Raw genomic sequence first — 26,610 nt, 5'->3', positions numbered from 1 at the left:
TCTCCACCAAACCTACCCCCGCTTCCTACAGCCTTTTCCCGTCCCACACCGCCGCCACTGCTTCTGCCAGCGCCAGATCCCCCGGCGTTGTCACCTTAAACAGGCGGGCGTCACCGGGAATCAGGGCCACACGTTGTCCCAAGCGGGCAATCAGTCCGGCGTCGTCGGTGGCGGCGTGGCCCTCTTGTTGCGCAGATTCGTGGGCGGCCAGCAGCGCTGCGCGGCGGAAGCCCTGTGGCGTTTGCACGGCCCAGAGACCCTCGCGGGGAATGAGGGTTCCCCAGTCGTTCCCTTCTTTGGCCTGCACCAATGTATCGGCCACGGGCAGGGCAGCGGTGGAGGCTCCCACGTCCCACGCAGCGGCGGCTACCCCATGAATTACGCGGGCGGGCAAGAAGGGGCGGGCGGCGTCGTGGATCAACACCACATCGGCGTCGGTGGCTTGCAGGAGGGCCAATACGCTGGCTTGGCGGGTGTCGCCGCCCACGATGGCCCGCGCCTGTATGCCGTCTGGAAGCGACATTCCGGTGGGCAGTGCCACCAAGACTTCATCCACATACGGGTGTAAGCAAGCCACACTGCGGGCCAGCAAACTGATGCCGCCGACTTCTACAAACGCCTTCGGCCCCCGCCCCAGCCGTGTGCCCGACCCCGCCGCCGGAATCAGGGCGGCTATTTTGGGTCTGTGTTCCTGTTCGGTCACTCTTTCCACCGCTTGAACCCCGGCACATCCAGCCGGAACTGATCCAGCACGCGGGCCGTTACAAAGTGCAGCAACTCCTCTACACTTCCCGGCGCGTGATAGAAGCCGGGGCTGGCGGTCATCACGGTGGCTCCGGCGTCGTGGACGGCCAGCAAATTTTGCAGCATGGGGCGCGGCAACGGGTCTTCGCGCACCACCAGCACCAGCGGGCGGCGTTCCTTGAGGGTCACGTGGGCGGCCCGTGACACCAGATTGTCGGCAAATCCGTGGGCGACTTTGGCCAGCGTTCCCGCGCTGCACGGCACGATCAGCATTCCATCGGTGCGGTAACTGCCGCTGGCGACGCTGGCCGCCAGATCGCGGTCTTCATGCACATGGGTCGCCAGCGCGGTCAGGTCAGGCAGTTGTGGCCCGCCTTCCGCACTCATGACCCGTTTTGCGCCGCTGGACACCACCAGATGCGTTTCGACGCCCAGTTCGTTCAGGGCACGCAACACGCCCACCGCATACGGAATGCCGCTGCCACCACTGACTCCTACCACCAAGCGCATGCGGTCAGGCTAGCAGGCGGGCGCGGGGGTAGCCTGTAGGCATGACTGCAACTCCTGACGGTGCAGAGAACGGTGCAGAGGAACTGATCGGCGCGTACTGGCAGGGCGCACACCTGCAAGACCCCCTGTTTTTAGAGAAAATGCGGGCCGTGAATCCGGTGCTGCTGTCGCCCACACACGGGCTGGCCGTGCTGACCGGACACGCCGAGATTACGGCGGCGCTGCGCCATCCCGATGTCCGTACCACCAAATTCGAGGGCGGCGAGGGCTTTAGCCATACCGCCAGTTACGCGGTCATGAGTCCCATGATGCTGTTCCATGACGGCGGCAGCCATACGCGCCTGCGTTCGCTGGCCCAGCGGGCTTTTACACCGCGTGTGCTGGAAGAAAGCCGGGACTTTATTGCCTCCCTGACCGACGATCTGTTGACCGAAGCTGCCGCTGCCAGCCGGAATTCGGATGGGGTAGACAAAAGTGGTGTAGATATCGTGCAGGCCGTCGCCTACCCCTTGCCCGTCACCGTCATCGTGAGGATGCTGGGCCTCACCGGAACCGACGCCGAACGCTTCCGGGTCTGGTCTGAAAGTGTGGCCGACTTGCTGGGCGGCGTGAACTTGCCCCCCGAACGCTGGGCGCAGATAGAAGCCGATGCCCAACAGATGCGCGAGTATTTCCGGACGCTGGCCGACGACTTGCGGGCCGAGCCGCAACCGGGCCTGCTGAGTGCGCTGGCCGCCGCCGAAGCCGAGGGAGGTGGGGGCCGCCTGAGCAGCGCCGAACTGCTGGCAAACGCCGTGCTGCTGCTGGTGGCAGGCCACGAAACCACCAGCAACCTGATCGCCGGAAGCTTTCACGCGCTGGCCGAATACCCGGAGCAGCGGGCGTGGTTGGCCGCCGATCCTGGGGGCCGCGCCGCCAACGCCACCGAGGAACTGTTGCGCTTCCTGTCGCCGGTGCGCGGCAGTGGCCGCCTCGCCACCGCGCCCCTCACGCTGGGCGACGTCAAGTTGCCCGCCGGAATCTTTCTGAGCCTCAGTTACGCCAGTGGCAGCCGCGATCCCCGGGTATATGCCGATCCACATGCGCTAGACCTGAGCCGGGCCAATGCCCGCACGCATCTGGCCTTTGCGGGCGGCCCGCATTACTGTCTCGGCGCAACGCTGGCGCGGCTGGAATCCACCACCTTCCTGACCCGTCTGATGACCCGTTTTCCTGAATATATGGTGCCGGAACAGGCCATTTCCCACCGGCCTAATTTTGCGCTGCAAGGGCTGGAGCGGCTGCGGGTAGTGTTCTAGGGCTTTTGCTTCTGCGGTTTGCTGAAGTGGGATTTTGGCGCTTGTCCCACAGTTTGCCCCACCCCCAGCTCCCTCTCCTGCGCAGCTCTGCAAGTACTCCACCGGGTAGGGGAGCGGCGCTGCGCTCAGCAGAATTCCTCATCAGAAGTGGAATCGCCAGTCGTCTTGACAGTGAAATTGGTTCGCGCGTTGCACGCACCTTGGAGCCTCATACGGATTCGGGCGGTGACGACTTGAGGTGGCGGTGAGTCGTGGTGTGCCCCCTCAGGTCAACGCCAACCAATAAGCCCGACTTGCCGCCAGGCAGGTGTCATCAAGCCACCTAGTGTTCCTAGCCCTTAGCTTGCGGCCCAGAGCCAAAAAGAGGCGCGACCACACCGGGCCGCGCCTCCGTTTAACCTAAATCTTGTTGCTGACTTACTTTTTGCCCGCTGCAGCAATGGCGGCGGTGGGGTTGACCAACCCGTAACCAAAGAAGTTGTCGCGGCCATTGGCTCCCAGGTCGGTGGCCGTCGCGTTCAGGAGGCTGCGGAGTTCGGCGTTGCTGAGGTTGGGCTTGGCGCTCCAGACCAGCGCGGCTGCACCGGCCACGTGGGGCGTCGCCATGCTGGTGCCGTTGTAGTACTCGTAATCGGCTGCATAGATCGATACGCTGCCCAGAACGGGCGAGGGAGAGGCGGCCTGCACAGCGGCCAGGGTAGCCAGACCGTCGGCCATGGGAATCCCCACGACCGCGATGCTCATATCGGCGCCCAGAGTGACGCTGTTCAGAGGGCCAGCAACGTTGTTGTACAGAATGACGGCAACAGCGCCGTTGTCCACTGCATTGGAGGCTTTTTCGCCAAAGGTACAGCCGCCACGCGAAATCAGGGCAATCTTGCCTGCCAGTTGCGCGTTGACCGCCGTGCCACCTGTTCCGCAGAATTGGTTGCCCGTGCCGCCTGCCTCCACGATGGCCGTTCCTATCACCGTCTGTTTGGCGCCTCCCTGGACTGCGTCTACACTCTGGTAGGCAGGCACGCCTGCTGCGCTTGCTTTGGCGGCCAATCCCTGACCCACAGGAACGCTAGAGAGAACCGCAACGCCCGGAGCCACGAGTTCCTGCTGAGCGTTGTAGTTGGAAAAATCGGCGAGGTTGCCGAGGTTGTCCACGGCCCCGACTTTCACGACGCTGGGGTAGTCGGAAGGGTAGTGGGGCAGTTTGTTGCCGTCGTTTCCGGCGGCGGCCACAGTCAATGCTCCGGCATCATACGCAGCCTGGAAGGCCCGTTTTTCGGTCTTGCTGCCTTCGCTCGAACCCAGGGACAGGCTCACCACGATGCGCTTTTCGGTGCCGCCTTTGTTCTGGCTGCTCAGCTGGTCTACGCACCACTGCACGCCCGCGACCACGCCTTCATCACTGCCGGTGCCGTCGTCGCCCAGCACACGGGCCACATACAGGTTCACGCCCGGAGACACGCCACCCACACCATTGGGATCCATGTCGCTGGGTTGGCTCGGCGCGCCCGTGCCTGCACCGTACTGGGCGAAAATGGTGCCCGAAACGTGGGTGCCGTGATGATTGACATCATTGAGGAGGGTCGCCGAGTCACGCCCATCGCCCATAAAGTTCTTGTAACCGGCCAGTTTGCCTGCAAATTCGGGGTGATTGGCATCGATGCCCGTGTCGCCTACACACACCGCGATTCCTGTGCCGGTACGGCCCGCAGCGTGCAGGGCAGGGACTTGGAGTGCCACGTCGCCGTAAGTAAACTCGCCCTGAGGTTGCCAGTTCACGGCTAGATTGCCCAGTGCGCCACCGGGTTTGCCCAAAGCATCGCCGTCGCCGACCACGTAGTTGGCCGCTCGCCTCGGTACGGTGGCCTCGACATATTCCACGCTGGAGTCAGCTGCCAACTTGGCCGCCTGGGCGCTGGTCAGGCTGGCAGAAGCCGCCTCGATCGTTGCAAAAGTTCGGCGCAGTTGCCCTCCGACCTTCCCAATGGCTGCTGCGTTGACGCCCTGACCGGATTTAAATCCGACCATGTAGGTTTTCTTGCCCCCTGCGCTCGCCGTGGCCTGAGCATTCAGGCTGCTCTGGGCCGCGAGGTCGCTCTGCGTCGGCTGCTGACCACAGGCTGCCAGAGTAAGAGACAGGACAATCAAGGAAAGAGTACGGGTATGCGACATAAGTTCCTCCAGAGGGAAATATACTTCCGGCCCTCGTGTTAAGACGGCGTGGATCTGACTTTATAGTCGGAAATCTGTAGATGAACCCGGCGAATATAGAGCGCTATCAAGGCATTCAGATGAGAGAAAAGATGAGCGACAGTGAAATTATTAAAGAATATGCTCTGGAACGGGTAAGCCTGGGGCCTTGCCGCGGTGTGAACCAGGCGCAACAGACGTGAATATATTGAGATGAATGTCCTCTGCGCCTCGCAAGTCACCTGATCTACAGCCGGACGCAGCGCCAGCCCTTTGCTGAAGCCAGCTGTTCAACCTCCTTACTGGTCGCCTGCTAACTCTGAACCGAATGCCTGGCTCAGCTGTAAATATTCGCTAACCCAAAAGCAAAAGCCCCGCGCGAGGCGGGGATTTTCCTTGGAGCCAGTGATCCGGGTCGAACGGACGACCTACTGATTACGAACACAATGCGCGGGCATCCGGGCGGAGGGTGAGGGGTACTCCCCTTAGGTTACTTTTAAGCGCTAGGCGAGCGTTTTTCCTATTTTCCTCTTACGCCCCAGACCGGGCGGCTCAGGGTCATTCTGCCCCATGCGTTTGACACCCGTTTGACACTCCGCCCCGCTGCACTGTTCAGGGCCGTAGCAGGGCGTAAGATAGGGGTATGAGTGCCCCCCTACTTCTTACCTCCTCACGGCTGAACACTCTGCCGTACCGGGTAACGGTGAGGGGGGAACTCTTGGGGAGGAGGCCAGGGGGGATACCTGAGCGGATTGAGCCGCTGCCCTCTGATGTACTCGCAAACCTTGATTTTTGGATGACTACTCCATATGTCGAATTTCTTCGCGTGGATAGACCGGGCACCGTCAGCTCTAACGGCTCGCTGAGCGTTGAGCGTGAATCCTGGCAGACACACCACTACCGCCGCGCTGTCATGGGCGGCGCTGGTGTGTACCGGTTGGGCCTGTGGGCGTTTCTGGCAGCTCGACGCCCAGCCGCTCAACCATCGCAGACCGGGGCCGCTCTGGGGGGGATGAACGGAGCCGCTCAGCTTAACGCGCTCAGCCGTGCCGCTCATGGGCGGGTCAAGCACTCCTTACGTTGGAAAACACCCCATAGGCGGTATGAGAGAGGTTTGGCCTCAGAGAGTGTCATAAGGCGGGCATTCTCTGAGGCCTTTACATCCTCGGCTGGATTCTCGTTCAGTGGCGTTGCTGACAACGTAGGCCGCTGGCTCAGTTTGTTCAGTCATCTTGAGGAACGGCCCCGCCCTCAATACACCGGCACCCCTGAAAGTCTCGCCCAGGTGCTCGCAGCGGCCCGTGAAGAGCTTCGATGGCTAGCTTTAAGGGATGAAGGGCAGAAGACAGAACATGAACGGGCTGCCCGTCAACTTCGACGCGCTCTGCGGCGCATGATCGCCCGCCGCGTCACCCCCCAGCGCTCAGCCGCCCGCCTACCCCTGCCCCTTCACGCTCAACCGAAACCCCCAGCGGCCCCACTCGCGCCCCCTCTCCTGGCCTGAGCTGGCAGCACTCGCCCTCACCGGCTGAGTCCATGCAGGCAGTCTGAGGCGCCCCCCCAGCGGTGCCCCGCCTTTCAGACCTCGCCTAGCTCTACCCCAGCCCCCCGCCTGACTTGGGGTGCGGCTGGGGTGTACCGCGAGGGCATGACCACATGACTATCCCCAGCATTCATGCTGAACCCCTAACCCGCTCGCCCAGAACCACGAACGGGCGGCAACGTACCACCCTCACCCCCCAGCAACTCGACACCCTGACCGTGTTGGATGTGGTCGAAACGGCGGCCCTGCTCCGCATCGGTCAAGACCTGGTAAGAAAAGAAATCCGGGCGGGCCGCCTGATTGCTGAGAACTACGGCACCCCGTCCCGCCCCATTTATCGCATTTACCGCCCCCAGCTCGACGCATGGCGAGCGGTGCGCTCGACGGCGGCGGGGGCTAAATGACGCCGCCCCGTGATACAGGCACGGGGCGGAATGAGCAGGCGGGCGGGCCTGTCCATATCCTACCAGCGAAGGCGATCAAGAACGCCGGTGCATTTTCACCCACTCTCAAAACGCCGCTAAAACCCCTAGAACCTCTGGGCTACTCACAAACACCGTCCAGCACGGCAAAAAAGAGTAGGAGTTTTGAAAAACCTTTCTACCCCCATAACCCCCTGATACTCCTGCCCTACTCCGCTACTCCCTCTGGCAGCGCTGGGGTGGGAGTCGAAAACCTCGCGCCCAGCGCACCAAAACCCCTCACCCTGCCCGTGCTGGGAGTAGAGAGTAGAGCGGGGGGTTATGGGGGGGTAGCTTCTTCCCTTCTTCTACTCACGCCCTCGCCTCAGCATCACACCCTGAGCGAGCAGAGGGCGGGCCGTGCTGGGGGTCAGGCATGACCGCTGTGATTGCTGACCGCACCGCTGCCCGTATCGCCCAAGTAGAAGCACTCGCGACGGGGGGATTTGTGCTGGTGCCGGTGCCTCACGGTACGAAAGGCCCCCGCGTGCCGGGCTGGAACACCGACCCTGCCCAGTGGATTACCACCCCAAGCGCGGCCCGTGAATATCTGAGGGCACACCCTGGGGCGGGTGTGGGCTTATTGCATTCTCAAAGTCAGACCGCCACGCTTGACCTTGACCATGAGGGCGCACGCCTCGCACTCGCGGCGGTGGGGGTTGATCTCGCGGCCCTGATCGCGTCGAACCCCTACCGGATCAACGGCAAGCGCCCAGATAAAACCCTCTGGCGCGTCCCTGACGGGCTAAGCCTGAAGAATGAGGCGCTGAGCTGGCCCGACCCTAACGGTAAGAAAGGCCCCGGCGGGCGGCCCGCCCCCGTGACTGTGTTTGAGTTGCGCGGTGGCCCCGTTCAGGACGTGCTTCCCCCCAGCATTCACCCCGGTACCGGGCAGCCGTACACCTGGGCGGCGGCAGTGCCTGAGCGCGTCGAAGACCTACCGGAACTGCCCGCTGAACTGTTGAGCCTCTGGCAGCGCTGGGGGGTACTCGTGCCGGTCATGCGTGCCGCGTGCCCCTGGGCCGCTGCTGAGTCGCCCGCCCCAGCCCCGCGTGACCTTGCCCGCCTGGGCGGGGCTACCTCGCGGGGCGGTGAGGGTGAGGGCGGGTCAGTCATTGACGCATTCAACGCGGCTAAAACGCTCGCTGAGGTATTGGGCGAGCAGGGCTACCGGGGGGGCGAGCGTGGCCCCTGGGTTTACCCCCATTCCTCAAGTGGGCAGGCGGGCGTGAGGTTACGCCCTGAGCGCACGCCTAGAGGGGCAGAGGTGGTGATGAGCTGGCACGCGGTTGACCCGCTGGGGGACGGCCTACCCCGTGACGCTTTCGGAGTGTGGGCGCTACTCGCTGAGGATGTGAACGTATACACGGCAACCCCGGAACAGCGGCGCGAGCTGGTGAAGAAAGCAGCCCGCGTGCTGGGGCTGCCTGAAACACGGGGCAGCGCTGGGGGGGCTGGGGCGGCCCCCGCCTTGAGCCTTCCTCCGGTGGTCTGGGGTGACGTGCGCCCCCTGCCCACACTGACTGAGCCGGTGCCCCCGCTGCCCGCTGAGCTGCTGCCCCAGCCCCTCAGCGAGTGGATACAGGCAGAGGCGCGGGCGGCGGGGTTGCCCCTGGAAATGATCGCGGCCCCCGTCTTGATCGGGGCGGGCGGGATGCTCGCGGCGGGGGTCAAGCTCAGGAACGCCCCCAACACCCCAGCGCTGCCCGCTAACCTCTGGGGCGCGGTGTGCGGCCCGCCCAGCGTCAAGAAAACACACGCGGTCAACCTGGGCGCGGCCCCGCTGAACCGTGCCCAGCGCCTCGCATTTGAACAGCTCGACGCCCAGCGCTCAGCCCTGGAAACGGAACAGGGTAAAGCGGCGGCGGTACTTGAGGCCCTTGAGGGGCAGCTTAAACGGGCCTTGAAGGGCGGGGCGCGTGCCCCGGAGATGCCCAGTGATGAGGAACTGACCGGGGCACGCGAGGCGCTACGCGAGGCTGAGCAGGCCCTCAAACCCGTGCGGCATGTGGTTAATGACCCAACGGTAGAGAAGCTGGGCGAGATTCTGAGAGACAACCCTCAGGGCGTCACAGTGGTACGGGATGAGCTGACGGGCTGGCTGGCCGGATTCGATAAGGCGGGCCGCGAGCAGGAACGGGCCTTTTATCTTGAGGCGGCAAACGGCACCGGCTCCTATACGTTTGACCGGCTCGCACGCGGCACCGTGCATATTCCCCTGATCTGTGCGGGGGTGCTGGGCGGCATTCAACCGGGGCCGCTCGCTGACCTGCTCGACGCCCAGCGCGGGGCGGGGGACGGCCTATTACAGCGCTTTCAGGTGTTCATCTGGCCTGACGCCTTTCCCGCGTTTGACCAAGCGGCCCAGCGCGAGCCGATTAGCGGGGCAGCGCGTGAGGGGGCGGCGGCGGTGCTCGACGCGCTGACCACGTTCACCCCTGAAAGTCTGGGCAGCACCTACCCCAGCGGTGGGGCGGCCCCACTGACCTACACCTCAGCGGCTCAGGCTGTGTATGACGCCTGGGAAGTGGAGCACGCCGCCCAGGTGCGGGACATGGGCAAGGGCGAGGCGTACCGGGCACATCTGGGCAAACTGCCGGGAACGTTTGCACGGCTCGCCCTGATTTTTCACGCCCTCGATGTGGCAGCGCTGGGTGGGGAGCACTCTTACCCCAGCAAGGTAGGGCAGGAATCTGCTTCGCTCGCTTGGCTGTGGTGCGATTACCTGACCACACATGCCCGCAAACTGTGGCGCGAGGGGCGGCGTATGGACGTGCTCGACGCCCGCGCCGTGCTGCGTTTTGTCGAACGGGGGCGCGTGTGCGATGGTCAGAAAGTGGCAGAGGTGAGGCGGGCACTCAGCGAGGCACGCGAGGCCATGACCGGCCCCAGGCTTGAGGCAGCCCTGAGGGTGCTTGAGGAATGCGGGGCGGTGCGGGTAGAGGTCAGCACGCCCCCAGCGGGCAAGGGCGGTGGGCGGCCTATCAAGACTCTGAGGCTTCACCCTGACGCGCTCACAGCGCTCGACGGCTCAGAAGGTGGTGAGGCATGAGCTTTACTTCGCCGGCTTTCGCCCTGCTTAGGGCTGCCCGCGCCCAGGCTAAATCTACCCCCGCCCCAGATACTGCCGAGCCTGCCTTACTCGAGGCCTTAAGCGGTGGGCAAAGTGCCGGGCACACGGCAAGCAACCATCTTACCCACACGGTTAACATGGTCATGCCTTCGCAGGAAGCGCGGCCCCCTAAGGGTGTGAGCGAAAGTCACACCCCAGGGGACTTAGCGGCTGCGCCCCCTGTTCCCGTTTCGGCAGATGAGGTGAGTGTCATTCACCCCACACGCCAGGACGCGGCGAAGGAAGATGCCCGGCCTGACTGGGCAACGCTGGGGGGGCAGCCGGGCCACTGTGGAAGCTGTACCCGCTGGGGAGACGCGCCGGACTGGGGGCCACTGATGGGGGAATGCATGGCAGGCAGGCGGGCGCACGGCTGGCCGGACGGCAACCCTTCCGCCCCCGTAGTCATTCACATGGGCCACAGATGCGCGGCTTATGACGGCACGGCCTACCGCTCGAAGACCGGGGGCAAGCGGGGCGGGTCACGTCTGCCCACTGCCGCACAGGTGGCCCCATGACAGGCGTTCAATGGGCGGTGCTGTCTGCCTATGCCCGCACACTTCCAGCCGGGCCGGAACGCCGGGCGCTGCGTGCTCTGATCTTGCAGCACACCCCGGCCCGGCAGGGGGTGGCCCTCGTGACGGCGGCAGGGCTGGGCTTCCTGAAGGCGGGCGAGTTGACCCCAGCAGGTGAAGTAGAAGCCCGCGCCTTTCTTCGCCGCCGAAGTGGGGGGCAGTGGACATGAACGCCGCTGCATACACGCGGGCGCTTACCCTCACCCGGCCTAAAGGCGCGGCCCCCTTGCCCGTCCGGGTGGGGTGGGTCACGCTGGGCTGCCTTGCCCGTGTAATGCTCGACGAGAGGAACCTATGAAAACGGCGAAGGACGGGGCAGCGCTGGGGGTCTTCACAGGTCGGGCCTCCCATCTGGGCTACCAGACGCCCGGCCCCACGCCTTACGCGGCCCGTGTAACGGTGCGGGAAGCGTGCGAAGCGCGGGGCCTCAGCGTGTATCAGGTCGCCATGAGCGGCTATGCACAGGGCACAGTTGACCCCGGCACGGTGTACAGGCTGGCCCGTGGGGACACCTCACGCATAGACCTGTACACGCTGGCAACCATTGCGGGCATTCTGCACACCCTGACCGGGCAGCGGGTGGACGTGGGCGAGTTGCTGGCCCTCGAAGTAGACGGAAAAGCGGTGCAGTCTTTCGAGATGGCAGACCTTTACGCCTGGAAAGAGGGGCGCTGATTTCCCGGTTTTCCCCGGTGTGACCTTAAAAGCCGTGCGCCGGGTGAGTAACGATCTGTTACGCAGTCATGCGCTCTCACACGCGCTCGAAGCCCTGTAGGTGGGCGTTTTCCCGTTCCTCTGCCCGGCCCGCTTGCTTAAAACTATAGTTTTTTTAAGTTGAACTAGCGCCCACTGTACCCATTAGATGCTGTGTGGGTGCGGTTTTTTTCTTTTCGCCTGTGTCCATTTTGTCCGGCGAAGGCAAACCGCACACGGGGATGATCTGAGGTTTAATTAGGGTGAATAAGCGCCCACTATGCCCTGTTTTGATCGTGTGGGCGCGGCTTTTCTGCCTTGCATTCATGGGGTGCAAGGTTAAGTGCTGGGCAGGTTGCTGGTTCTCAGCATGGACTAGCGCCTACCCTGCCCGCTCGAAGCCGTGTGGGTGGGCTTTCCCGGTTGTTTTCCCGTTTAGGGGGTATGCCAGCAAAAGAGGGTACGCATAGGGTGTGCCAGTCTGAGCGAGCCGAGCCAGTTTGAGAGCGGCGAAGGAAGGCCGTGTGGGTGGTTTCCTGTGGCCTTCGCCTGTCTTGGGTATCCGGTGAGAAAGGATGTCCACAGGGTTTCCCTTTTAGGGGGTTTCCCACGGATTGGGGGGCGGCATAGGGTTTCCCACGGTTGAGCGCAGGGGCCAGCCTCACAGCGGCGAAGAAAAGCCGTGTGGGTGGGCCATAGACCCTAACAGCCCCTAACACCTCAGAGCGTGGCCCCAGCGAAGGCATAGGCCGCGCTCTTCGCCCTGGTGTCTGAGGTTGTAGCACCCTCGAAGCCTTGCCCGCCGGACTGGGGAAGGGTAGCTAAGCGTGACCAATAGTCACGCCGGACTGGGGAAGACCCGCTAAGCGTTAGTCATACTCACGCCGGGCATGTAGAGATAAGTTGATAGTTGAGCCGGGCTGGGCAGGGCAACCGTCACCATATGGCGGCGTTGGGAATACCAACGGTGGGGCCACTGTGACAAAGAGTCACGCTGCTGTTGGCGCTGCCATAGGGCAACAGATGGGAAGAGTACGGGGAGGGGGTGAGCGGCGGCAGTCAAACCCTTTACTGCACAACCCAGGCACAGGGAAGACGTAGGCCAGTGCAGCGCCGTGGTTCTACTCAAATCTGAGTACAAGTCAGGGCACTCTCGTTTGAAACGGAAGTGTGTACCAGCGGGCTTATTTCTGGCGCTATGGCGTAAGTCAGACTTACCTCAGCACTGTTAGTTTTCCAAACAGTGCGGGTCAGACACGAGCGTGAAGCCCGGCGCAACTGAACAGCGGGGCCGGGCTTCATGCTGTAGGGCTTACTTTCTAGGTCGTTGCGCTTTCAGGCTGGGCAACTTCGCCCGGTGGGGGCGTACAGGTGGCAAGCGGTCAGGGGCGGGCCTGTGGGGTGAGCGCTCCGGCGTGCCCTGTCGGAAGGTGCGGGCCTTCATGCCGCGCCCGGTGCCGTTACGCCACTCAGAACCGCGTGCATGTGGGGCACAAGATGGGCCGGGATGTGGAAGCCGCACGGCAGGTAGGACAGGGCGTGAAAGTCAGTCTGTCCCTGATGCCCGGTGAAGAGAAACAGTGCGCCCCCACTGGGCAGGCTGACGGTCACTGTGTCCAGCCCCGCCGGAATGGTGCGGGCCTTGCCTGCACTGTCCAGAAAATAGGGGCCACAGTCTGCCGTGGCCGCATGAAAAGAGGTCAGGGTAGGCAGGTCTGCCGCGCTCAGATTCACATGGGAGACAGGGGGCGGGGCCACTTCCTCGAAGGTAGGCGCGGCGTATTGATCGCGCAAGACTTGAAGGGCGCGGGTGCGGTACTCCTGCCCGGCTTCCAGATACATCCATGCGCCGGACAAGTGGCTTGTAATCTCTTCCAGCTCGTCGAGGGGCAAGCCTGCCGCTGTCCACTGCGAAGCCCACGCGCCAATCATGGGGGCGGTCAGGTCTTTGAGGTGCGTTTCAGCAGTATTCCAGAGGGCTTCGCGGGCGGCGCATTTGGCGCAGTGATGCATGGGGGGCAGGTGGGCAGCACGTCCGGGGATCGGCAAGCCTGCCACTTCGCCGCACATTTCGCAGAGTTCCCACGGGGCGGGCAGGGGACGGGGCGAAGTCATGCGCTGGCCCCCCCTGCTTCCAGGGCGGCGCGGTGGCCCGCTTCGAGGGCTTCGAGCGTGTGCAGTTCTGCGGTGAGTTCTTCCTTTCGCCGGGCGATGTTTCGGAGGGCTTCGCGGCGCTCGGCTGCGTACAGGTCAGCGGCGCGGGTGTCTTCTGTGATCTGGGCAGGGGTGCGGTTCATGGGCGGGCCTCACGGTGGGTCAAGAGATACAGGGCGCGGGCAAGGGCAAAGCATCCACATAAGACGCCACAGACGGCGAAAGTCAGCGCGTGGGGGCTGTCCGTTCCAGTGAAGTGCAGGCAGACAAAGTACGCGGGGACAAGGAAACGCATGGGCGGGCCTCTCTTCGAGCCGGGCAAGGGGGCCGGGTGTGGCCCCCAGTGGGTCTTATGCGGCGAAGGAAGGCGCGTGGGTCTGGCACAGGAAGCGCCACACGTTCCGGGCGTCCGGCTCAGAGAGCAGCGCGAGGCTGTATACCGGGGCGTCTAAGGCAGCGCTGGCGAAGGCGTAATGCTCTTTGGTGGGCACGCCGTAACGGGCCATGAGGCGGTGCAACTTAGAGGCGCGGGCCTTGCCGATGGGGGCGAGTTCCAGCGTTTCAGCGGTGAGGGTCAGGGCGTCAGCGGCCCCCAGGATACGGACAGCGCGGGCCAGCTCCGATGCTTCGCCGTCTACGGTGGCTTCGAGTCCGGCAGGCGTGCGGGTCAGCGTAACGGTGTGGGTGGCCGTGCCAGTGATGACGCTGCACTCACGGTAGGTCAGGTGGGCTTCCCAAGTGCGGGTGATGGCGCGGGGTGCGGTGCTATCGTTCATGGCGATTCCTTCGATGCGGGGGAGTCAGGCGGGGGCGCTACTTTTCGACGGGAAGCGCCCTCTCTGCTGTCTGTAATACTAACAGAATCTGTTAGGTGTGTCAACAGTTACCGTTAGCTAACGGTATATGTTAACGTGGCCCTATGAATGATGAAATTAGGACAGCGGTAAACACTCGGCTAAGTGAGCGGCACATGTCACGGGCAGACTTAGCGCGGGCCATTGGCAAGCATCCAAATGCGGTTACACGCGCCCTAAACGGGTTAAAAGACGGTGGAAGCGTGCCGCCCATGTGGGCCTCTATCCTCGAAGCCTTAGACCTGGAACTGACGGCACAACCCCGGCAAGGCAAGGTTTGACAGGCAAGCAATCTCCCCTGACAAGTCGGGTGTTGTTGTGTCTCTCGTTAGAGGTTCAGGAGATCAACTACATTGACGACCGTGTGTTGAAGGCGGGCACACCCATTGACCGGGATACGCTCAAGAGCATTCTCAAGAAATTGGTGAGGCAAGGGCTTGCCCACAGGGAACAGCGAGGCCGCTTCCTCTACTTCCGCCTGGCTGTCGGGCCAGCCGTTGACCTGGCGCTCGATGAAGCGTGGGCAGCAATGGAAGCGAGCACATGACAGGCAAGCAATCTCCTCCGACAAATCGGGTGTTGCTGTACCTCTCATTGGAGGACCAGACCGTCAGTGACATTCAGTGGCGAGCGCGAAAGTCGGGCGGGCCAATTAGCCGGGAATGGCTGAAGAAAATTCTCAAGAAACTGGTGAGCCAAAACCTTGCCCACATGGGGCAAAAAGGCGATGCTCTTTCCTTCCGTTTGGCGGTTGGGCCAGCCGTCGAAGCCGCTTTAGATCAGGCCCGGGCAGCAGTGCAGGCCAGCGCATGAACCTTCCGGAAGGCGTGCCCTCATTTTTTGCGTCGGAAAAGGTCGGTATTTGTCGGTGAGAGGGCGGCGGTGGCCTGTGCTTCTTCTTCGCCGTGGAGTCTCCATGGGGTTTGCGGTCTTGTGGAGTCTCCATGGGGTTACAGCGGCCCGGCCCTTCGCCCGGCCCACGGCGTCACAGGTTGAGACAGTCTGGCGATCATCTTCCTGCTGTCAGGAAAGAGGTACAGCGGAGAGGGAAGCGGGGGAGTTGCTGGCCTGATTGACCTTTTTGCTGCTGTCAGCAAAATGCTATTTTTGCCGTGCTAGACGGTTCGCCCATTTTGGCGTAAGGGGTAGCGTTTGAAACGCGGCCCTTTCAGACTGCCGGGCACCTGGCGCTCTAAGGGTGTCCACCTGCCGGACGCCCTCAGCCTGACTTAGACCGTAGCAACTCGTGAGGGGAGCGGCACGCCTCAGCCGTTCCCTTTCGCCGGAACATTCTGCAAGGGGTTTCCCAGTGGGAAGATTCTGCAAGGGGTTCCCAGTTACAGCCCTCTCAGAGTGGCGAAGAAAGACGCGCCTTACTCCGGCAGGGGTGTGTGTTTGGGGCAGCGCTGGGGGTGAGTAGCCCAGAGGTTCTAGGAGGTATGTGTTTGGAGTAGGCCAAACATAACCCCCTACTGTTTTTCCCGTGCTGGACGACTTCCAGAGTAGCTCAGAGGTTTTAGGGGTTTTGGAGTGCTCCTCAGTGTAAATGTGTTTTACTCGTACCCCGTAGGGTTGAGATATGCCGTCTAGGATTGTCTAAATAGATAGATAGATAGGTTAAAAAAATGCCTTTAAGAAAGTACCCCCCCAGAACCCCCTAGAACTACTGGCCTACTCCCTCCACCCCCCCAGCGCTGCCCCAGTCTCTTACGCCCCAGCGGGGGGCGGTACGCTGGGATATGTCAAACGGTGAACCGGTGCGGGCCAAGCGGGGGCAGGGTGAGGGTAGCTTTACGCGGCTTCCCTCTGGGCGGGTCAGATGGCGGGTCATGGTGACCACTGAGGCGGGCGAGCGGCGGCACTTTAACGGCACGGCCCGGAACATGACAGAGGCGCGTCAGGCGGTCAGCGAGGCGAAGAAGTTCAAGGATTACGGCAACTTGCCCCCGCGTGACGTGCTGACGGTTGAGCAACTGCTGAGCGAGTACATAGACACCCGCGAGAGAAGCGGTGGGCTAAAACAGAAAACCGCGTTTGACTACCGCTACTCGCTCGCCCATTACGTCATGCCCAGCCTGGGGCCGCTCAAGGCCCAGAAAGTCAGCGCCCAGCGGCTCAAGGACTTTTACACAGCCCTGGGCGAGGGGCCGCGTGGTGAGCGCACGCGGGGCAAAATACACGCCCTGCTCAGGGCCGCGTACCGCTGGGGGATGCGTGAAGGTCTGATAGATGCTGACCCGACACTGAGGGGCCGCCCTGAACGGATGACCACACGCGGCCCCGCTCGGCCTCAAGCACTGACCCCAGAGGAAGCGGTGAAGTTCTATGAAGCGGCCCGCGCTGACCGCTGGGGCTGGCCTCTGGCCTTCATGCTGGCAACCGGTACGCGCCCAGGTGAGACACTCGCGCTCAGGTGGCCTGCTGTGTCCTTTCAGCTGGACGGCTCAGCGGTGGTCAAGATCGAGCAGACACGCGGGACAATGGGGGGGACAGTCTATGAAGACACCCCAAAAACAGCGAGCGGGCTAAGGGCGGTGAAGGTCACGGGCAGCGCTGCCCAGGTGCTCAGGGATTCTCAGGCCCAGCAAGTGAGAGAAAGTCAGGCACGGCTCAGGCATAACGGGCGAGAGTACACCGTGACGCCCTACGTGTTCACCTCGCGGGCGGGGACGCCCTGGCATCCTGACAACCTCCGGCGGCCTATGCGGAGACTCTGTGAAGCGGCGGGCGTGACGGTGCTTTCACCGCACAAGCTCCGGCACTCTTACGCCTCAGTTATGGCAGCGCGGGGGGTGCCGGTGGAAGTGCTGAGCGCTCAACTGGGGCACAGTAAGGCGAGCGTGACCCGTGACGTGTACCGGCATGTGTATGACGCTGAGCGCGAGGGGATGACGTTTGACCCCGCACCCCCAGCGCCCCGCGAGGTGAGGCGGATAACCCTCAAGGTCAAGCGGCCAAAGTAAAGCGGGCGGGGGGAGTTTGCAAGGCGTTTGCAATTTTGCCCTGTACCCTCTATCAGTGAGTCAAGGCGAAAACGAAAAACCCCGCGCTGGGCGGGGCGTTTTCTTGGAGCCAGTGATCCGGGTCGAACGGACGACCTACTGATTACGAATCAGTTGCTCTACCACTGAGCTACACTGGCCCGCTGTTTGCAGGCTCAAAAAGTATATGGATGTTTTCATGCGGTGTCAACACGGTTTTTTGCCAACTGCCGTGCGCCAACCCCTTTCCCAGCGCAGCGGCCAGATTCAGCGCTGGGACTTAACACCCTCATCCCAGTTGATGCAAGGGAGAAATCTCCCAAAAAGCAGCCATCCTCTTTACTCTGTGATGTTCTAGTGAACCGTGTGCAGTTTTGCCCAGAGCACACGATTCGCCCCATCTCATCTCACTCATGTACCCAGTACAAACACAAAAAACCCCGTACTAGACGGGGTTAAGAGTCCTTGGTGGCAAAGGCCGGATTTGAACCGGCGACCCAACGATTTTCAGTCGTTTGCTCTACCAGCTGAGCTACTTTGCCAAAATTCCCAAAGAGGGAAAAGGGTGGCGGTCCGGACGGGATTTGAACCCGCGACCTTCTGCGTGACAGGCAGATATGCTAACCGCTACACTACCGGACCAATCCTTAAACTGTACGCCGTTTCAGCCTCCTTCGGAAGAAGGCACTGAAAAGCAGCGGGGTTAAGGATAGCCGCGCCTCTGCGCCTTGTCAACCGGACTGTCGGTTGCCGCCCCCAAATCATCGTGGTGTGGGCCTAAAACGGCACAGCCCGGACACTCTGAACCGGCGTGCGAGCGTTCGCATCCAGCATCAGTTCTAAGTATTCGCGGCTTTGCAGGGCGTCAATCATGGCAAAGTCGGGGCGTTTGCCTCCCTCTGCATGGATATAAATGCCTTTTTCCAGCTGGGTGTGGCCGTACACGCCGAAGGCCAAGCCCGCCATCTGCACGTATTCCGGCGAGTCGCGGAACCAGCGTTTGGTGGAGTGGTCGGCATAAAACAGGTCGTCGTAGTAGGTGTGGGCGGGCATGGGGCTCACGTGCGCGAACTGCACCCCCGCCAAGCGCACCTCACGTGGGAAGCCTTGCATCCAGGTACTGAGGTGGTGCGGCAGATGGATGCCGCCGTGGGCTGGGTCGAATTCCACATGCACCATGCCCCCGGTTGTGCCCAACACATATGAGGTATTCAGTACGGCGTCATCATGGTTGCCCAAAATAATATGCACTGCGTGTGGCGCAGCCTCCTGATAGGCCTTGAGGCGCTCTAGCTGTTTGACCTGTTCCCGTGCGGCCAAAAACAAATGGTCGTGGTCGCGGGGATCAAAGTCCAGCAGCCCAGTGAGGCGGGCGTATTCATGCAGATTTTTGGGATGCACGAGGTCGCCGATCAGAATGACCTGATACCGGCCCATCCGCACGGGCGGCGTCGGCAGTCCTTCCATATCCACGCAACTCGCCGCCCGGAGTGCCCCCCACAGGCCGTCCCAGTCGGCGTGAACGTCTCCTATGGCAATAAACTTCTGCACGCGTCTGGCCTCCTCTCTGCTGGCTTATGCCGCTGCCCCTATTCTGCCCCAAGCCCAGGCGGCCCGCCGGAGAAATGCCAGATTAGCCCTTCAGAATCCCCTGAAGTTCCTTATAAATAGCCCGGCTCTCATCCACCGTTTCGCCGTAGCCGCGCAACACCACCCGCGCCGCCGCGCCGCCCTTGCCTGCTGCCTTCAGTTGCTCCATCAGGTCTTCTATATGCCGCCGCGCCTTTTCCATCTGGGGGTCGCGGGGCGGTTCAGGCGGCAGCGGCATTGTTCCGGACATGGTCACGCCCTCGCCGTCAGCCTCTACATCCAGATCAGAGGTGTTGGCTCCATCTTCGGCGTCGTATTCCACCCACTGCCCTTCGCTGCTGCTGCCCACCCCAAACAGGCGGCCCGCGTCGGCCAGGGCGGCCAGTTTGGCATCCGCCAGAGAGTGTGCCTGCGCCAGCCCTTCTCGCTGCACGCCCAACACGGTCAGGCGGGCACGCACCACAGGCGGCGTCATGGAGTCGCAGCCCCAGCCGATGCCCCAGGTCGGGTCTACCCGGTCAAGCAGCGCGGCCAGGGCATCGGGGTCGGGGGCGGGCGTCACGCGGGCCTGATCGCCCCGGACTTCCAACGTTGCCCAAGCGGTCATGCTGGCACGCAGCGCCTCACGTACACGGTCTAGGTCGGCCATAGGCCCTGAGTCTAGCGGCTGGGGTGCGGGTGTGCAGCCACAGGTTGGGGAAAGATGCAGATGGCGTTTGGGCTGCTGCCACGAATTGAAAAGCGCCCAAGCTTAGGGCCAAGCCTAGGGAGTTGCCCTTGCCTCTTGCCGGATTGGGAGAGCTTTTTGGTCAGAACAGACCCCTGACCGGTGCGGAGTGGGTTGCCGGGACAGCTTATCCGCCCCTACAAACAATTCGTTCCCCCTTCTTGCCTTCTCCCACGTTGGATTCCCCCACCCCCAAAGGGTGCAGGGGAGTTGGCGCTCTGCTTCGCAGCTCTGCGAGTCCGCTCAGGAGGATTGATCTTGTCGATACTTGGCCGGCGGTGGGGGTTTGGGTCTGCCAGACAGAAAAATGGAGCGCCGTATTTGCCCCAGCGCCCCGCTTTTCCCACGTTCCACGATCTACTTTCTACGATCTCGCCAACATTTGCCCACTTACCGCGTCAACGCCTCCTCCAACGCCTCTGCAAAAGCTTCTTCGTCGTCTATCCACGGGTAGTGTCCGGCGTCCAGCACGGTCACGTCGGCGTCGGCCAGGTCGGCCAGCCAGCCCACCTGTTCGGGGTAACTGGTACGGTCGTGTGCGCCCGCGATCACGAAAATGGGGCGGCGAACTTCTTGCAAAAAGGGCGTGTATTCAAACTCCCACATACCCTGGTACACCAACGCTTCCTGCACCTCGCCGCCGCCTGCCAACTGGCCCCCGGCATCGGCAAATTCAAGGTGCATGCGGCTGGGGGCGTCTTTAAACTGCATGGCGTTCAGCAGGTCGCGCCCGTTCAGCAGTTCGAAGGCGGCTTCTACGCGGGCGTTGCCTACCGCCGCGTACTCTCCTTCGGGCGTGTTGGTCCGCAGGTCGGCGGCGGGATCGTTCAGGGCTACTTTGCGGCGGGCGCTCGCCTCGGCCAACAGGGTCAGGGCCAATTCGGGAAAATGTACCCACGGATTGACCACCACCACCCGCGCCGTCGTTTGAGGATGCCGCCGCGCATATTCCAGCGCCACCAACGCTCCAAAACCGTGCCCCAGAGGGATAATTGGCCCCAAGTCCAAGTGATCGCGCAGGGCTTCCACATCGGCCACCAACGTATCCAGATCCAGTGCGGTGTCGCCCTGCTCGGTGTCTTCCAGCGGCCCGCTGCGCCCCGACCCCCGCTGATCCAGATAGATCACCCGGCGATGTTCCAGGCGTTCTCCAAATAGTGCCCGGAAGGAATAGCTGTTGTAGCCGGGGCCGCCGTGCAAATAGATCAGGGCGGGAGCATCGGTGTCTTCCGGGCCAGTCACCTCGAAATACAAATCCGCACCGTTCAGGCGCTGTTCAAAGGCATCGTCAGACCACGTCATGCGGCCATTCTAGGGCAGGGGCGAGCATTCAAAAGCGTCAGAGGGTCGGGGGCTGAGGGGCTGAGAAAGGAGTTGAGTTCAGAGCCTGCTGCCCTCTGTACCGATTCCCAGCGAACCTTTAGCCTGCCGTCACGCATAAGCCAGAGGCGGACGCTATGACTGGAGGCATGACCAAGAGCGATGACGGCACTCTGGGCGGCCTGCCCAACGATGCGGGCAACGGCATGAGCGAACGCGCCGGATACACAGACGAGTCGGGGAGCGGCATGACCGACACGCCCACCGTCACGGGCGGCCCCACGCACACCCGCGACCCCGATGGAGCCGTACCCCAGCAACCCGGCCAGTCGGACAGCGCAGCCAACACAGACACCAGCTTCGGCACCACTCCGGGCGACGACAAGGGACTGTAGAGTCGCTTCACTGCCGCCACTGGCCTAAGAGTCCTATCATGTCGCTATGAATCTTCTTCCCCGTCTGATGGGTGTGCTGGGCGTCCTGCTGATCGTGGGCGCACTGGTGCTGCTGTTTGCCAACGTGATTTCCATTAACCAGTTGCACGCGGTGGCTTCGGCCCTGCGGAACAACACCACCGCCAACCCCGGCCTCAGCGTCATGCTCACTGTTGGCTTGGCGGCCATCGGCGGGCTGCTGGCGGGCGCGGGCAGCGTACTGGCCTTGCGCGGGCGGCACAACAAGTAGCAGGGGGCGTTTAGACCTCCAGCGCCAGCTTATCCACATCGTTCAGCAGCGGCGTCCCCGCCGGATAGTTGCCGTTGAAACAGGCCAGGCACAGGCCGGGCCCGCTGACGGCTTCGGCTAGCCCGCGCTCGCTGATGAAGGCGAGTGTATCGGCCCCGATCAGTTGCCGGATTTGCTCCAGGCTGTGCGTGCTGGCCACCAGTTCCTTGCGGGCAGCGGTGTCGATGCCGTAAAAACAAGGGTGCTTGATCGGCGGGCTGGACACCCGGAAATGCACTTCTGTGGCCCCGGCGTCGCGCAGCAGGTTCACGATCAGGCTGGAAGTGGTGCCGCGCACGATGGAGTCGTCTACCAAAATCACCCGTTTGCCGCGCACGGCGCTGGTGGGCGAGAGCTTCATCCGCACTTTCAGGTCACGGGCTTCCTGTGTGGGCGCAATAAAGGTGCGGCCCGCGTACGGATTCTTGGAAAGGCCGTAGTCGAAGGGCAAGCCACTTTCGCGGGCGTACCCGATGGCTGCGCCGATGCCGGAATCGGGTACAGGCACCACCACGTCGGCCTCGACTGGGTGTTCGCGGGCCAGTTGCATGCCCATGCGAATGCGGCTGGCATAGGTGTCCACGCCGTCCAGTTCTCCGTCGCTGCGGGCAAAATAGATCCACTCGAAGGCGCAGGGAGTCGGCGCGGCGGGATGCACCATCAGGCTGTGTAGGCCACCCTCGTCTACCCAGACCAGTTCTCCGGGCAGCACGTCACGCAGGAGCCTCGCGCCCACCGTGTACAGGGCGCAGGGTTCAGAGGCGATCACGTATGCGCCGTCATCGCGCTGCCCGATCACCAGAGGGCGCACGCCGTTGGGGTCGCGGAATCCGATCAGGGCCGTGCGGCTCATCAGCACACAGGCATAGCCGCCTTTCAGTTGCTGCATGGCCCCGGCGGTGGCTTCCACCAAGTCCATGTGCGACTCGCGGGCGATCAGGTTCAGCATCACTTCAGAGTCGTTGGTGGTGGCGAACAGTGCACCTTCCATCAACATCTGGTTGCGAACCTCGCGGGCATTCACAAAATTGCCGTTGTGTGCCAAGCCCAGAATGCCCTTGTTGGTGCGGGTCGTGAGGGGCTGGGCATTGAAGCGTAGATTGCTGCCGGTCGTGGAGTAGCGCACATGTCCGATGCTGACGCGGGCATTGGGGAGCCGTACCCGCTCCAGCCGCCGCTCGTCGAAGACCTGCGTGACCAGTCCGAGGTCTTTTTCCACGTGGAACTTGTCGCCGTCGCTGACGCACATGCCCGCCGCCTCCTGCCCCCGGTGCTGCAGGGCAAAGATGCCGAGGTAGGTCAGCCACGCCAGATCAAGGGCGTGCGGCGAGTACATGCCGAACACGCCGCATTCCTCGCGCGGCTTGTCGAGGGCGGGGTCGAAGTCGGCGTCCATGTCCGGGCTATCCGTCCAGTTGTCGCCCACCATCATCCCAAGATCTCCCGCAGGGGCGCGTCGTAGGCTGCTTTCAATTCCGAGAGCTTCACGCTCAACTGTAAATCTTGCGCGGGCAGCGAAATGGTCACGCTGTTACCGCCGCTGGTGCCGAGGCGGGTAAACGGCACGTTCATTTCCGTGAGGGTACGTTCGGCGGCGTCCGTGTCTGTTACCGCAACGATGACGCGGCTGTGGGCTTCCCCATACAACAGGGCGTCGGCGCGGGCGCTTCCGGGCAGGGTCACCTGTAACCCCACGCCACTTGCCATGCCCATTTCGGCCAGTGCCACGGCCAAACCACCCTCGGCGCAGTCGTGGGCGGTATCGGTCAGGTGCGTGCGGATCAGGGCCAATGTTCCGGCGATCACGCGGGCTTCCAGATCAAGGTCTAGGGCAGGTACACGGCCCGCTTCCAGCCCATGCACGGTTTCCAGATACTGGCTGGCTCCTATGGAATCTCCGACCTCGCCCAGCAGATACAGCGTCTGGCCCTCCGCCTTAAGGTTCAGCGTGGCCCGCACCCTCACGTCGGGCAGCACGCCCACCATGCCAATCGTGGGGGTGGGATGAATGGCAACGGTGCGGCCTGTGGTCTGGTCTACGTACTGGTTGTACAGGCTCACGTTGCCGCCCGTGACCGGGGTATTCAGGGCGCGGCAGGCGTCGGCGATGCCCTGCACAGCCTGTTGAAGCTGGTAATACACCTCGGGGCGGTGCGGGTTACCAAAGTTCAGGTTGTCGGTAATGGCGAGCGGTGTCGCGCCCACGCAGGCCAGGTTGCGGGCAGCCTCGGCCACAGCGGCGGCGGCCCCGGTATACGGATCTAGTTGCACAAAACGCGGGTTGCAGTCCGAGGTGGCGGCCACACCCTTATCTGACCCCTTCACGCGCATGACGGCGGCGTCGGCGGCTCCGGGCACGACGACGGTGTTGGTCATCACCTGATGGTCGAAACGCTCGTGAATAGGGCGTTTGCTGGCAATGGTGGGGTGGGCCAGCAGTTGCAGGAGCACGCTTCCCAGATCGGCAGGCACGGGCAGGCCCGTCAGGTCGCGCTCGCGGGCCGCCTTGATGTCTTCCGATTCCACGCCCTCGCGGGTGTATTTCGGCGCTTCGTTCAGCAGGGCGACGGGCAGGTCGCACACCACCTCGCCGCGCCAGGTCAGGCGGTAGCGGTCATGGGCTTCCACCTGTCCTATGTCGATCACGTCCAGTTCCCACTTGTCCAGCAGGGCGTGCATCTCGTCCTCGCGCCCCGGCACCGGCACCAGAATCATGCGCTCCTGAGACTCACTCAGGCACAGTTCCATCGGTACCATGCCCGATTCGCGGGTGGGCACGCGGTCTAAATCCATCGTGATGCCGAGGCCTGCGCGGTAGGCCATTTCGCAGGTCGAACTGACCAAGCCCGCCGCGCCCATGTCCTGCACGCCCGCCACTACGCCCGCGTTGATCACGTCCAGCGTGGCTTCCAGCAGCAGTTTTTCCATGAAGGGATCGCCCACCTGCACGGCAGGGCGGTCAGCCTGGCTGGCGTCGCTCAGGTCGGCAGAGGCGAACACCGCGCCGCCCAGCCCGTCGCGCCCGGTTTTGCTGCCTACGTACACGATCCGGTTGCCCACTTCGCCCATCGTGCCCTTCGCCAAGTCTTCGTGCCGCAGCAGGCCAAGGGCCATCACGTTCACCAGCGGGTTTTCCTGATAGCTGGGGTGAAACGTGACCTCGCCGCCCACGGTGGGCACGCCAATCGCGTTGCCGTAATGGGCAATGCCGTCTACCACGCCGTTGACCAGGAAGCGGGTGCGGGGGCTGTCGGGGTCGCCGAAGCGCAGGCTGTCCAGCACCGCAAAGGGCCGAGCGCCCATGGCAAAGATGTCGCGCAGGATGCCGCCCACGCCCGTCGCTGCGCCCTGCACGGGTTCCACGGCGCTGGGGTGGTTGTGAGATTCCATCTTGAACGCCACACCCCAGCCGTCGCCGATGTCCACCACGCCCGCATTCTCGCCGGGGCCTTGCAGCACCTGCGGCCCGGTGGTGGGGAAAGCGCTGAACAGCGGCCGGGAGTTTTTGTAACCGCAGTGTTCAGACCACATCGCGCCTACGATGGCGGCTTCCAGGGCGTTCGGCTCGCGGCCAATGCCTTCGACGAGCAGGTCATATTCGCTTTCGCTGAGGCCAAAAGTTCCGGCCCGGTCGCGCAGGGATGGAACGCTTGCGGTCATGCTTGCTCCTTGCGGCTCAGCGCCACTTGCCCTCGGTGGTACGCGATGTGCCGCAGATGCAGCCCCACCGCGGCGAGGCGGGGACGCTCTCCAGTCGGGGCGCTGGGGGAAAAGGTCATGCCCTGTAGGTCAGCGTCACTTGCGGCGGCCAGATAAGCCACGGCTTTTGCGCCTGTATCGTCCAGGTGGGCCAGGATCTCGGCCTTGGCTGCGGTTTCGGCCAGAGGCGCGGCGTCGGTACCCATCGGCGCGACCCAGGGCTTGTCTTCCCAGCCCAGAAAATGATAATTCGGCGTGCGGTCTTGCAACACGGTCAGGCGCACCCATTCGGCGATGTGGAGGGCGTGCCAGGCGGGGCTGTGGCCCAGGCCAGGGGTAGCAAAATTCCCTTCGGGCACCGCGTCCAGTACAGCTCGGAAGGCCGCGATTTCGGCGGTGTACTGCTCAGCCAAGAATGTTTGCAGATTCGTCATTTGACCAACACTCCCTTCAGGGATTCGAACAGCCCGCGTCCGTCTTCGCTGCCCAGCAGGGCTTCCACGGCGCGTTCGGGATGCGGCATCATGCCCAGCACATTGCCTGAGTCGCTCAGAATCCCAGCGATGTCGTTGAGAGAACCGTTGGGGTTGTCCACGTACCGAAAGACCACGCGCCCATCGCCTTCCAGCCGCGCCACGGTTTCGGGGTCGGCGTAGTAGTTGCCCTCGCCATGTGCAATCGGAATTTCTATGATCTGGCCCGCTGTGTACGCGCCCGTGAAGGCGGTGTCGGCGGTTTCGACGCGCAGATGCACCGGGCGGCACAGGAAGTGCAGATCGGTGTTGCGGCTCAGCGCTCCCGGCAGCAGGCCCGATTCGGTCAGCACCTGAAAACCGTTGCAGACGCCCAGCACGTAGCCGCCGCGTTCGGCGTGGGCCTTGACCGCATTCATGATCGGGCTGCGGGCCGCCACTGCGCCGCTTCTCAGGTGGTCGCCGTAGGAGAATCCGCCGGGCAAAAAGACCAGATCGGTTCCGGCGGGCAGGCCCTCATCGGTGTGCCACACGAACTGAGCGTCTGGGTCAAGGGTCAGGCGGGCCGCGTGCAGGGCGTCGCCGTCGCAGTTGGAGCCGGGAAACTGGATGACGGCAACGTTCACGCGCCCGCCACCGCCTGCACGGGGGCTTCTTCCAGCTCCCAGCGCACGTCTTCCATCACGGGGTTGCTCAGCACGTTCACGGCCATGTCTTGCAGGCGGGTTTCCACCTCGCCGCGCTCGCCTTCCAGTTGCAGTTCGATCAGTTTGCCCACGCGCACGCTGCTGGCCTGCTGCCCCAGATGAGACAGGGCGCGTTCAACGGTGCGCCCCTGCGGATCGAGGATGGACGGCTTGAGGGTCACGAACACTTTGGCCTGGTACGTCTTGGTGGATTCGGGGGACATGGTGGCTCCTAACAGGTTCAGGGGGCGGGGAGTCTAAAGGTCGAGGGAAGGGTCTA

General features: G+C 63.2%; 27 protein-coding genes and 3 tRNA genes. 13 read left to right on the top strand and 17 right to left on the bottom strand.

Features of this window, described 5'->3' with window-relative positions; genetic code table 11:
* Window positions 1-25: 25 nt before the first annotated feature.
* Window positions 26-703, bottom strand: coding sequence for a 2-C-methyl-D-erythritol 4-phosphate cytidylyltransferase (ispD, locus tag M1R55_RS05835; RefSeq protein WP_249393754.1), 678 nt, complete (start codon window positions 701-703; stop codon window positions 26-28).
* Window positions 700-1,254 (bottom strand): UbiX family flavin prenyltransferase, encoded by a 555-nt coding sequence (locus M1R55_RS05830; RefSeq protein ID WP_249393753.1) that lies wholly within the window; start codon window positions 1,252-1,254, stop codon window positions 700-702. Before M1R55_RS05830 ends, ispD begins: the two co-directional genes overlap by 4 nt.
* 41 nt (window positions 1,255-1,295) lie before the next feature.
* Between M1R55_RS05830 and M1R55_RS05825 the strand changes: the two genes are divergently transcribed.
* Window positions 1,296-2,552, top strand: a complete 1,257-nt coding sequence (locus M1R55_RS05825; RefSeq protein WP_249393752.1) for a cytochrome P450 — start codon at window positions 1,296-1,298, stop codon at window positions 2,550-2,552.
* A 417-nt stretch (window positions 2,553-2,969) separates the two neighbouring features.
* Here the strand turns inward: M1R55_RS05825 and M1R55_RS31985 are convergent, their stop codons facing one another.
* Window positions 2,970-4,721, bottom strand: a complete 1,752-nt coding sequence (locus M1R55_RS31985; protein WP_305880274.1) for a S8 family serine peptidase — start codon at window positions 4,719-4,721, stop codon at window positions 2,970-2,972.
* A gap of 80 nt (window positions 4,722-4,801) precedes the next feature.
* Between M1R55_RS31985 and M1R55_RS05805 the strand changes: the two genes are divergently transcribed.
* The 7 genes from M1R55_RS05805 (at window position 4,802) to M1R55_RS05780 (ending at window position 11,105) form a co-directional block, all read left to right on the top strand.
* Window positions 4,802-4,942 carry a hypothetical protein gene (locus M1R55_RS05805; RefSeq protein WP_249393751.1) on the top strand — a complete coding sequence of 47 codons (141 nt, stop codon included), beginning with the start codon at window positions 4,802-4,804 and terminating at the stop codon, window positions 4,940-4,942.
* A gap of 1,453 nt (window positions 4,943-6,395) precedes the next feature.
* A complete protein-coding gene (locus tag M1R55_RS05800) occupies window positions 6,396-6,686 on the top strand; it encodes a hypothetical protein (protein ID WP_249393750.1) in 291 nt (96 codons plus the stop codon).
* Between the two features lie 433 nt (window positions 6,687-7,119).
* A complete protein-coding gene (locus M1R55_RS05795) occupies window positions 7,120-9,795 on the top strand; it encodes a DUF3987 domain-containing protein (protein WP_249393749.1) in 2,676 nt (891 codons plus the stop codon).
* Window positions 9,792-10,373 (top strand): hypothetical protein, encoded by a 582-nt coding sequence (locus M1R55_RS05790; RefSeq protein WP_249393748.1) that lies wholly within the window; start codon window positions 9,792-9,794, stop codon window positions 10,371-10,373. The genes M1R55_RS05795 and M1R55_RS05790 overlap by 4 nt, the downstream gene beginning before the upstream one ends.
* Window positions 10,370-10,600, top strand: a complete 231-nt coding sequence (locus M1R55_RS05785; RefSeq protein WP_249393747.1) for a hypothetical protein — start codon at window positions 10,370-10,372, stop codon at window positions 10,598-10,600. The genes M1R55_RS05790 and M1R55_RS05785 overlap by 4 nt, the downstream gene beginning before the upstream one ends.
* Window positions 10,597-10,728, top strand: a complete 132-nt coding sequence (locus M1R55_RS31735; RefSeq protein ID WP_256566011.1) for a hypothetical protein — start codon at window positions 10,597-10,599, stop codon at window positions 10,726-10,728. Before M1R55_RS05785 ends, M1R55_RS31735 begins: the two co-directional genes overlap by 4 nt.
* Window positions 10,725-11,105, top strand: coding sequence for a helix-turn-helix transcriptional regulator (locus tag M1R55_RS05780; protein WP_249393746.1), 381 nt, complete (start codon window positions 10,725-10,727; stop codon window positions 11,103-11,105). Before M1R55_RS31735 ends, M1R55_RS05780 begins: the two co-directional genes overlap by 4 nt.
* Window positions 11,106-12,563: 1,458 nt before the next feature.
* Here M1R55_RS05780 and M1R55_RS05775 read toward each other — a convergent pair.
* The 3 genes from M1R55_RS05775 to M1R55_RS05765 all read right to left on the bottom strand — a co-directional run bounded on the left by M1R55_RS05775 (window position 12,564) and on the right by M1R55_RS05765 (window position 14,053).
* A complete protein-coding gene (locus M1R55_RS05775) occupies window positions 12,564-13,238 on the bottom strand; it encodes a hypothetical protein (RefSeq protein WP_249393745.1) in 675 nt (224 codons plus the stop codon).
* Entirely contained in the window at window positions 13,235-13,420 is a 186-nt protein-coding gene (locus M1R55_RS05770; RefSeq protein ID WP_249393744.1) for a hypothetical protein, read from the bottom strand. Before M1R55_RS05770 ends, M1R55_RS05775 begins: the two co-directional genes overlap by 4 nt.
* A 207-nt stretch (window positions 13,421-13,627) precedes the next feature.
* A complete protein-coding gene (locus tag M1R55_RS05765; protein ID WP_249393743.1) occupies window positions 13,628-14,053 on the bottom strand; it encodes a hypothetical protein in 426 nt (141 codons plus the stop codon).
* A 194-nt stretch (window positions 14,054-14,247) separates the two neighbouring features.
* Between M1R55_RS05765 and M1R55_RS05760 the strand changes: the two genes are divergently transcribed.
* From M1R55_RS05760 to M1R55_RS05750, 3 genes are all read left to right on the top strand, one after another.
* The gene (locus M1R55_RS05760) at window positions 14,248-14,412 is read left to right on the top strand and encodes a hypothetical protein (RefSeq protein WP_249393742.1); all 165 of its coding nucleotides are present in this window, start codon (window positions 14,248-14,250) and stop codon (window positions 14,410-14,412) included.
* A 262-nt stretch (window positions 14,413-14,674) separates the two neighbouring features.
* Entirely contained in the window at window positions 14,675-14,944 is a 270-nt protein-coding gene (locus M1R55_RS05755; RefSeq protein WP_249393741.1) for a hypothetical protein, read from the top strand.
* A 926-nt stretch (window positions 14,945-15,870) separates the two neighbouring features.
* Window positions 15,871-17,094, top strand: coding sequence for a tyrosine-type recombinase/integrase (locus M1R55_RS05750; protein ID WP_249393740.1), 1,224 nt, complete (start codon window positions 15,871-15,873; stop codon window positions 17,092-17,094).
* Window positions 17,095-17,198: 104 nt separating this feature from the next.
* Here the strand turns inward: M1R55_RS05750 and M1R55_RS05745 are convergent.
* From M1R55_RS05745 to M1R55_RS05720, 6 genes are all read right to left on the bottom strand, one after another.
* Window positions 17,199-17,273: transfer RNA gene (locus M1R55_RS05745), tRNA-Thr, on the bottom strand.
* A gap of 305 nt (window positions 17,274-17,578) precedes the next feature.
* Window positions 17,579-17,654 (bottom strand) — tRNA-Phe (locus tag M1R55_RS05740).
* Between the two features lie 24 nt (window positions 17,655-17,678).
* Window positions 17,679-17,754 (bottom strand) — tRNA-Asp (locus tag M1R55_RS05735).
* 135 nt (window positions 17,755-17,889) lie between these two features.
* Window positions 17,890-18,663 (bottom strand): metallophosphoesterase, encoded by a 774-nt coding sequence (locus M1R55_RS05730; protein ID WP_249393739.1) that lies wholly within the window; start codon window positions 18,661-18,663, stop codon window positions 17,890-17,892.
* Between the two features lie 82 nt (window positions 18,664-18,745).
* Window positions 18,746-19,351: a single-stranded DNA-binding protein gene (locus tag M1R55_RS05725; protein WP_249393738.1), complete on the bottom strand. Its 606-nt coding sequence runs from the start codon at window positions 19,349-19,351 to the stop codon at window positions 18,746-18,748.
* Between the two features lie 468 nt (window positions 19,352-19,819).
* Complete coding sequence (locus M1R55_RS05720; RefSeq protein WP_249393737.1) at window positions 19,820-20,731, bottom strand: alpha/beta fold hydrolase; 912 nt, start codon at window positions 20,729-20,731, stop codon at window positions 19,820-19,822.
* Between the two features lie 167 nt (window positions 20,732-20,898).
* Here M1R55_RS05720 and M1R55_RS05715 point away from each other — a divergent pair, with 167 nt between their 5' ends.
* Both M1R55_RS05715 and M1R55_RS05710 read left to right on the top strand, forming a co-directional pair.
* Window positions 20,899-21,144 (top strand): hypothetical protein, encoded by a 246-nt coding sequence (locus tag M1R55_RS05715; protein ID WP_249393736.1) that lies wholly within the window; start codon window positions 20,899-20,901, stop codon window positions 21,142-21,144.
* A gap of 46 nt (window positions 21,145-21,190) precedes the next feature.
* On the top strand, window positions 21,191-21,433 hold the full coding sequence (locus M1R55_RS05710) for a hypothetical protein (RefSeq protein ID WP_249393735.1): 243 nt from the start codon (window positions 21,191-21,193) through the stop codon (window positions 21,431-21,433).
* A gap of 10 nt (window positions 21,434-21,443) precedes the next feature.
* On the opposite strand, the gene purF is transcribed toward M1R55_RS05710, so the two are convergent.
* Genes purF through purS form a run of 5 tightly spaced genes read right to left on the bottom strand, consistent with a single transcriptional unit; the run spans window position 21,444 to window position 26,554 of the window.
* Window positions 21,444-22,901, bottom strand: coding sequence for an amidophosphoribosyltransferase (purF, locus tag M1R55_RS05705; RefSeq protein ID WP_249394144.1), 1,458 nt, complete (start codon window positions 22,899-22,901; stop codon window positions 21,444-21,446).
* A complete protein-coding gene (purL, locus tag M1R55_RS05700; RefSeq protein WP_249393734.1) occupies window positions 22,901-25,132 on the bottom strand; it encodes a phosphoribosylformylglycinamidine synthase subunit PurL in 2,232 nt (743 codons plus the stop codon). The genes purF and purL overlap by 1 nt, the downstream gene beginning before the upstream one ends.
* A complete protein-coding gene (locus M1R55_RS05695) occupies window positions 25,129-25,605 on the bottom strand; it encodes a DinB family protein (protein WP_249393733.1) in 477 nt (158 codons plus the stop codon). Before M1R55_RS05695 ends, purL begins: the two co-directional genes overlap by 4 nt.
* The gene (purQ, locus tag M1R55_RS05690) at window positions 25,602-26,270 is read right to left on the bottom strand and encodes a phosphoribosylformylglycinamidine synthase subunit PurQ (RefSeq protein ID WP_249393732.1); all 669 of its coding nucleotides are present in this window, start codon (window positions 26,268-26,270) and stop codon (window positions 25,602-25,604) included. The genes M1R55_RS05695 and purQ overlap by 4 nt, the downstream gene beginning before the upstream one ends.
* Window positions 26,267-26,554 (bottom strand): phosphoribosylformylglycinamidine synthase subunit PurS, encoded by a 288-nt coding sequence (gene purS, locus M1R55_RS05685; RefSeq protein WP_249393731.1) that lies wholly within the window; start codon window positions 26,552-26,554, stop codon window positions 26,267-26,269. Before purS ends, purQ begins: the two co-directional genes overlap by 4 nt.
* Between the last annotated feature and the right edge of the window lie 56 nt (window positions 26,555-26,610).

Source organism: Deinococcus sp. QL22 (genome assembly GCF_023370075.1).
Taxonomy (GTDB): domain Bacteria; phylum Deinococcota; class Deinococci; order Deinococcales; family Deinococcaceae; genus Deinococcus.
Note: the sequence above shows the minus strand (reverse complement) of the source record. Positions and strands in the feature narration are given on the sequence as shown.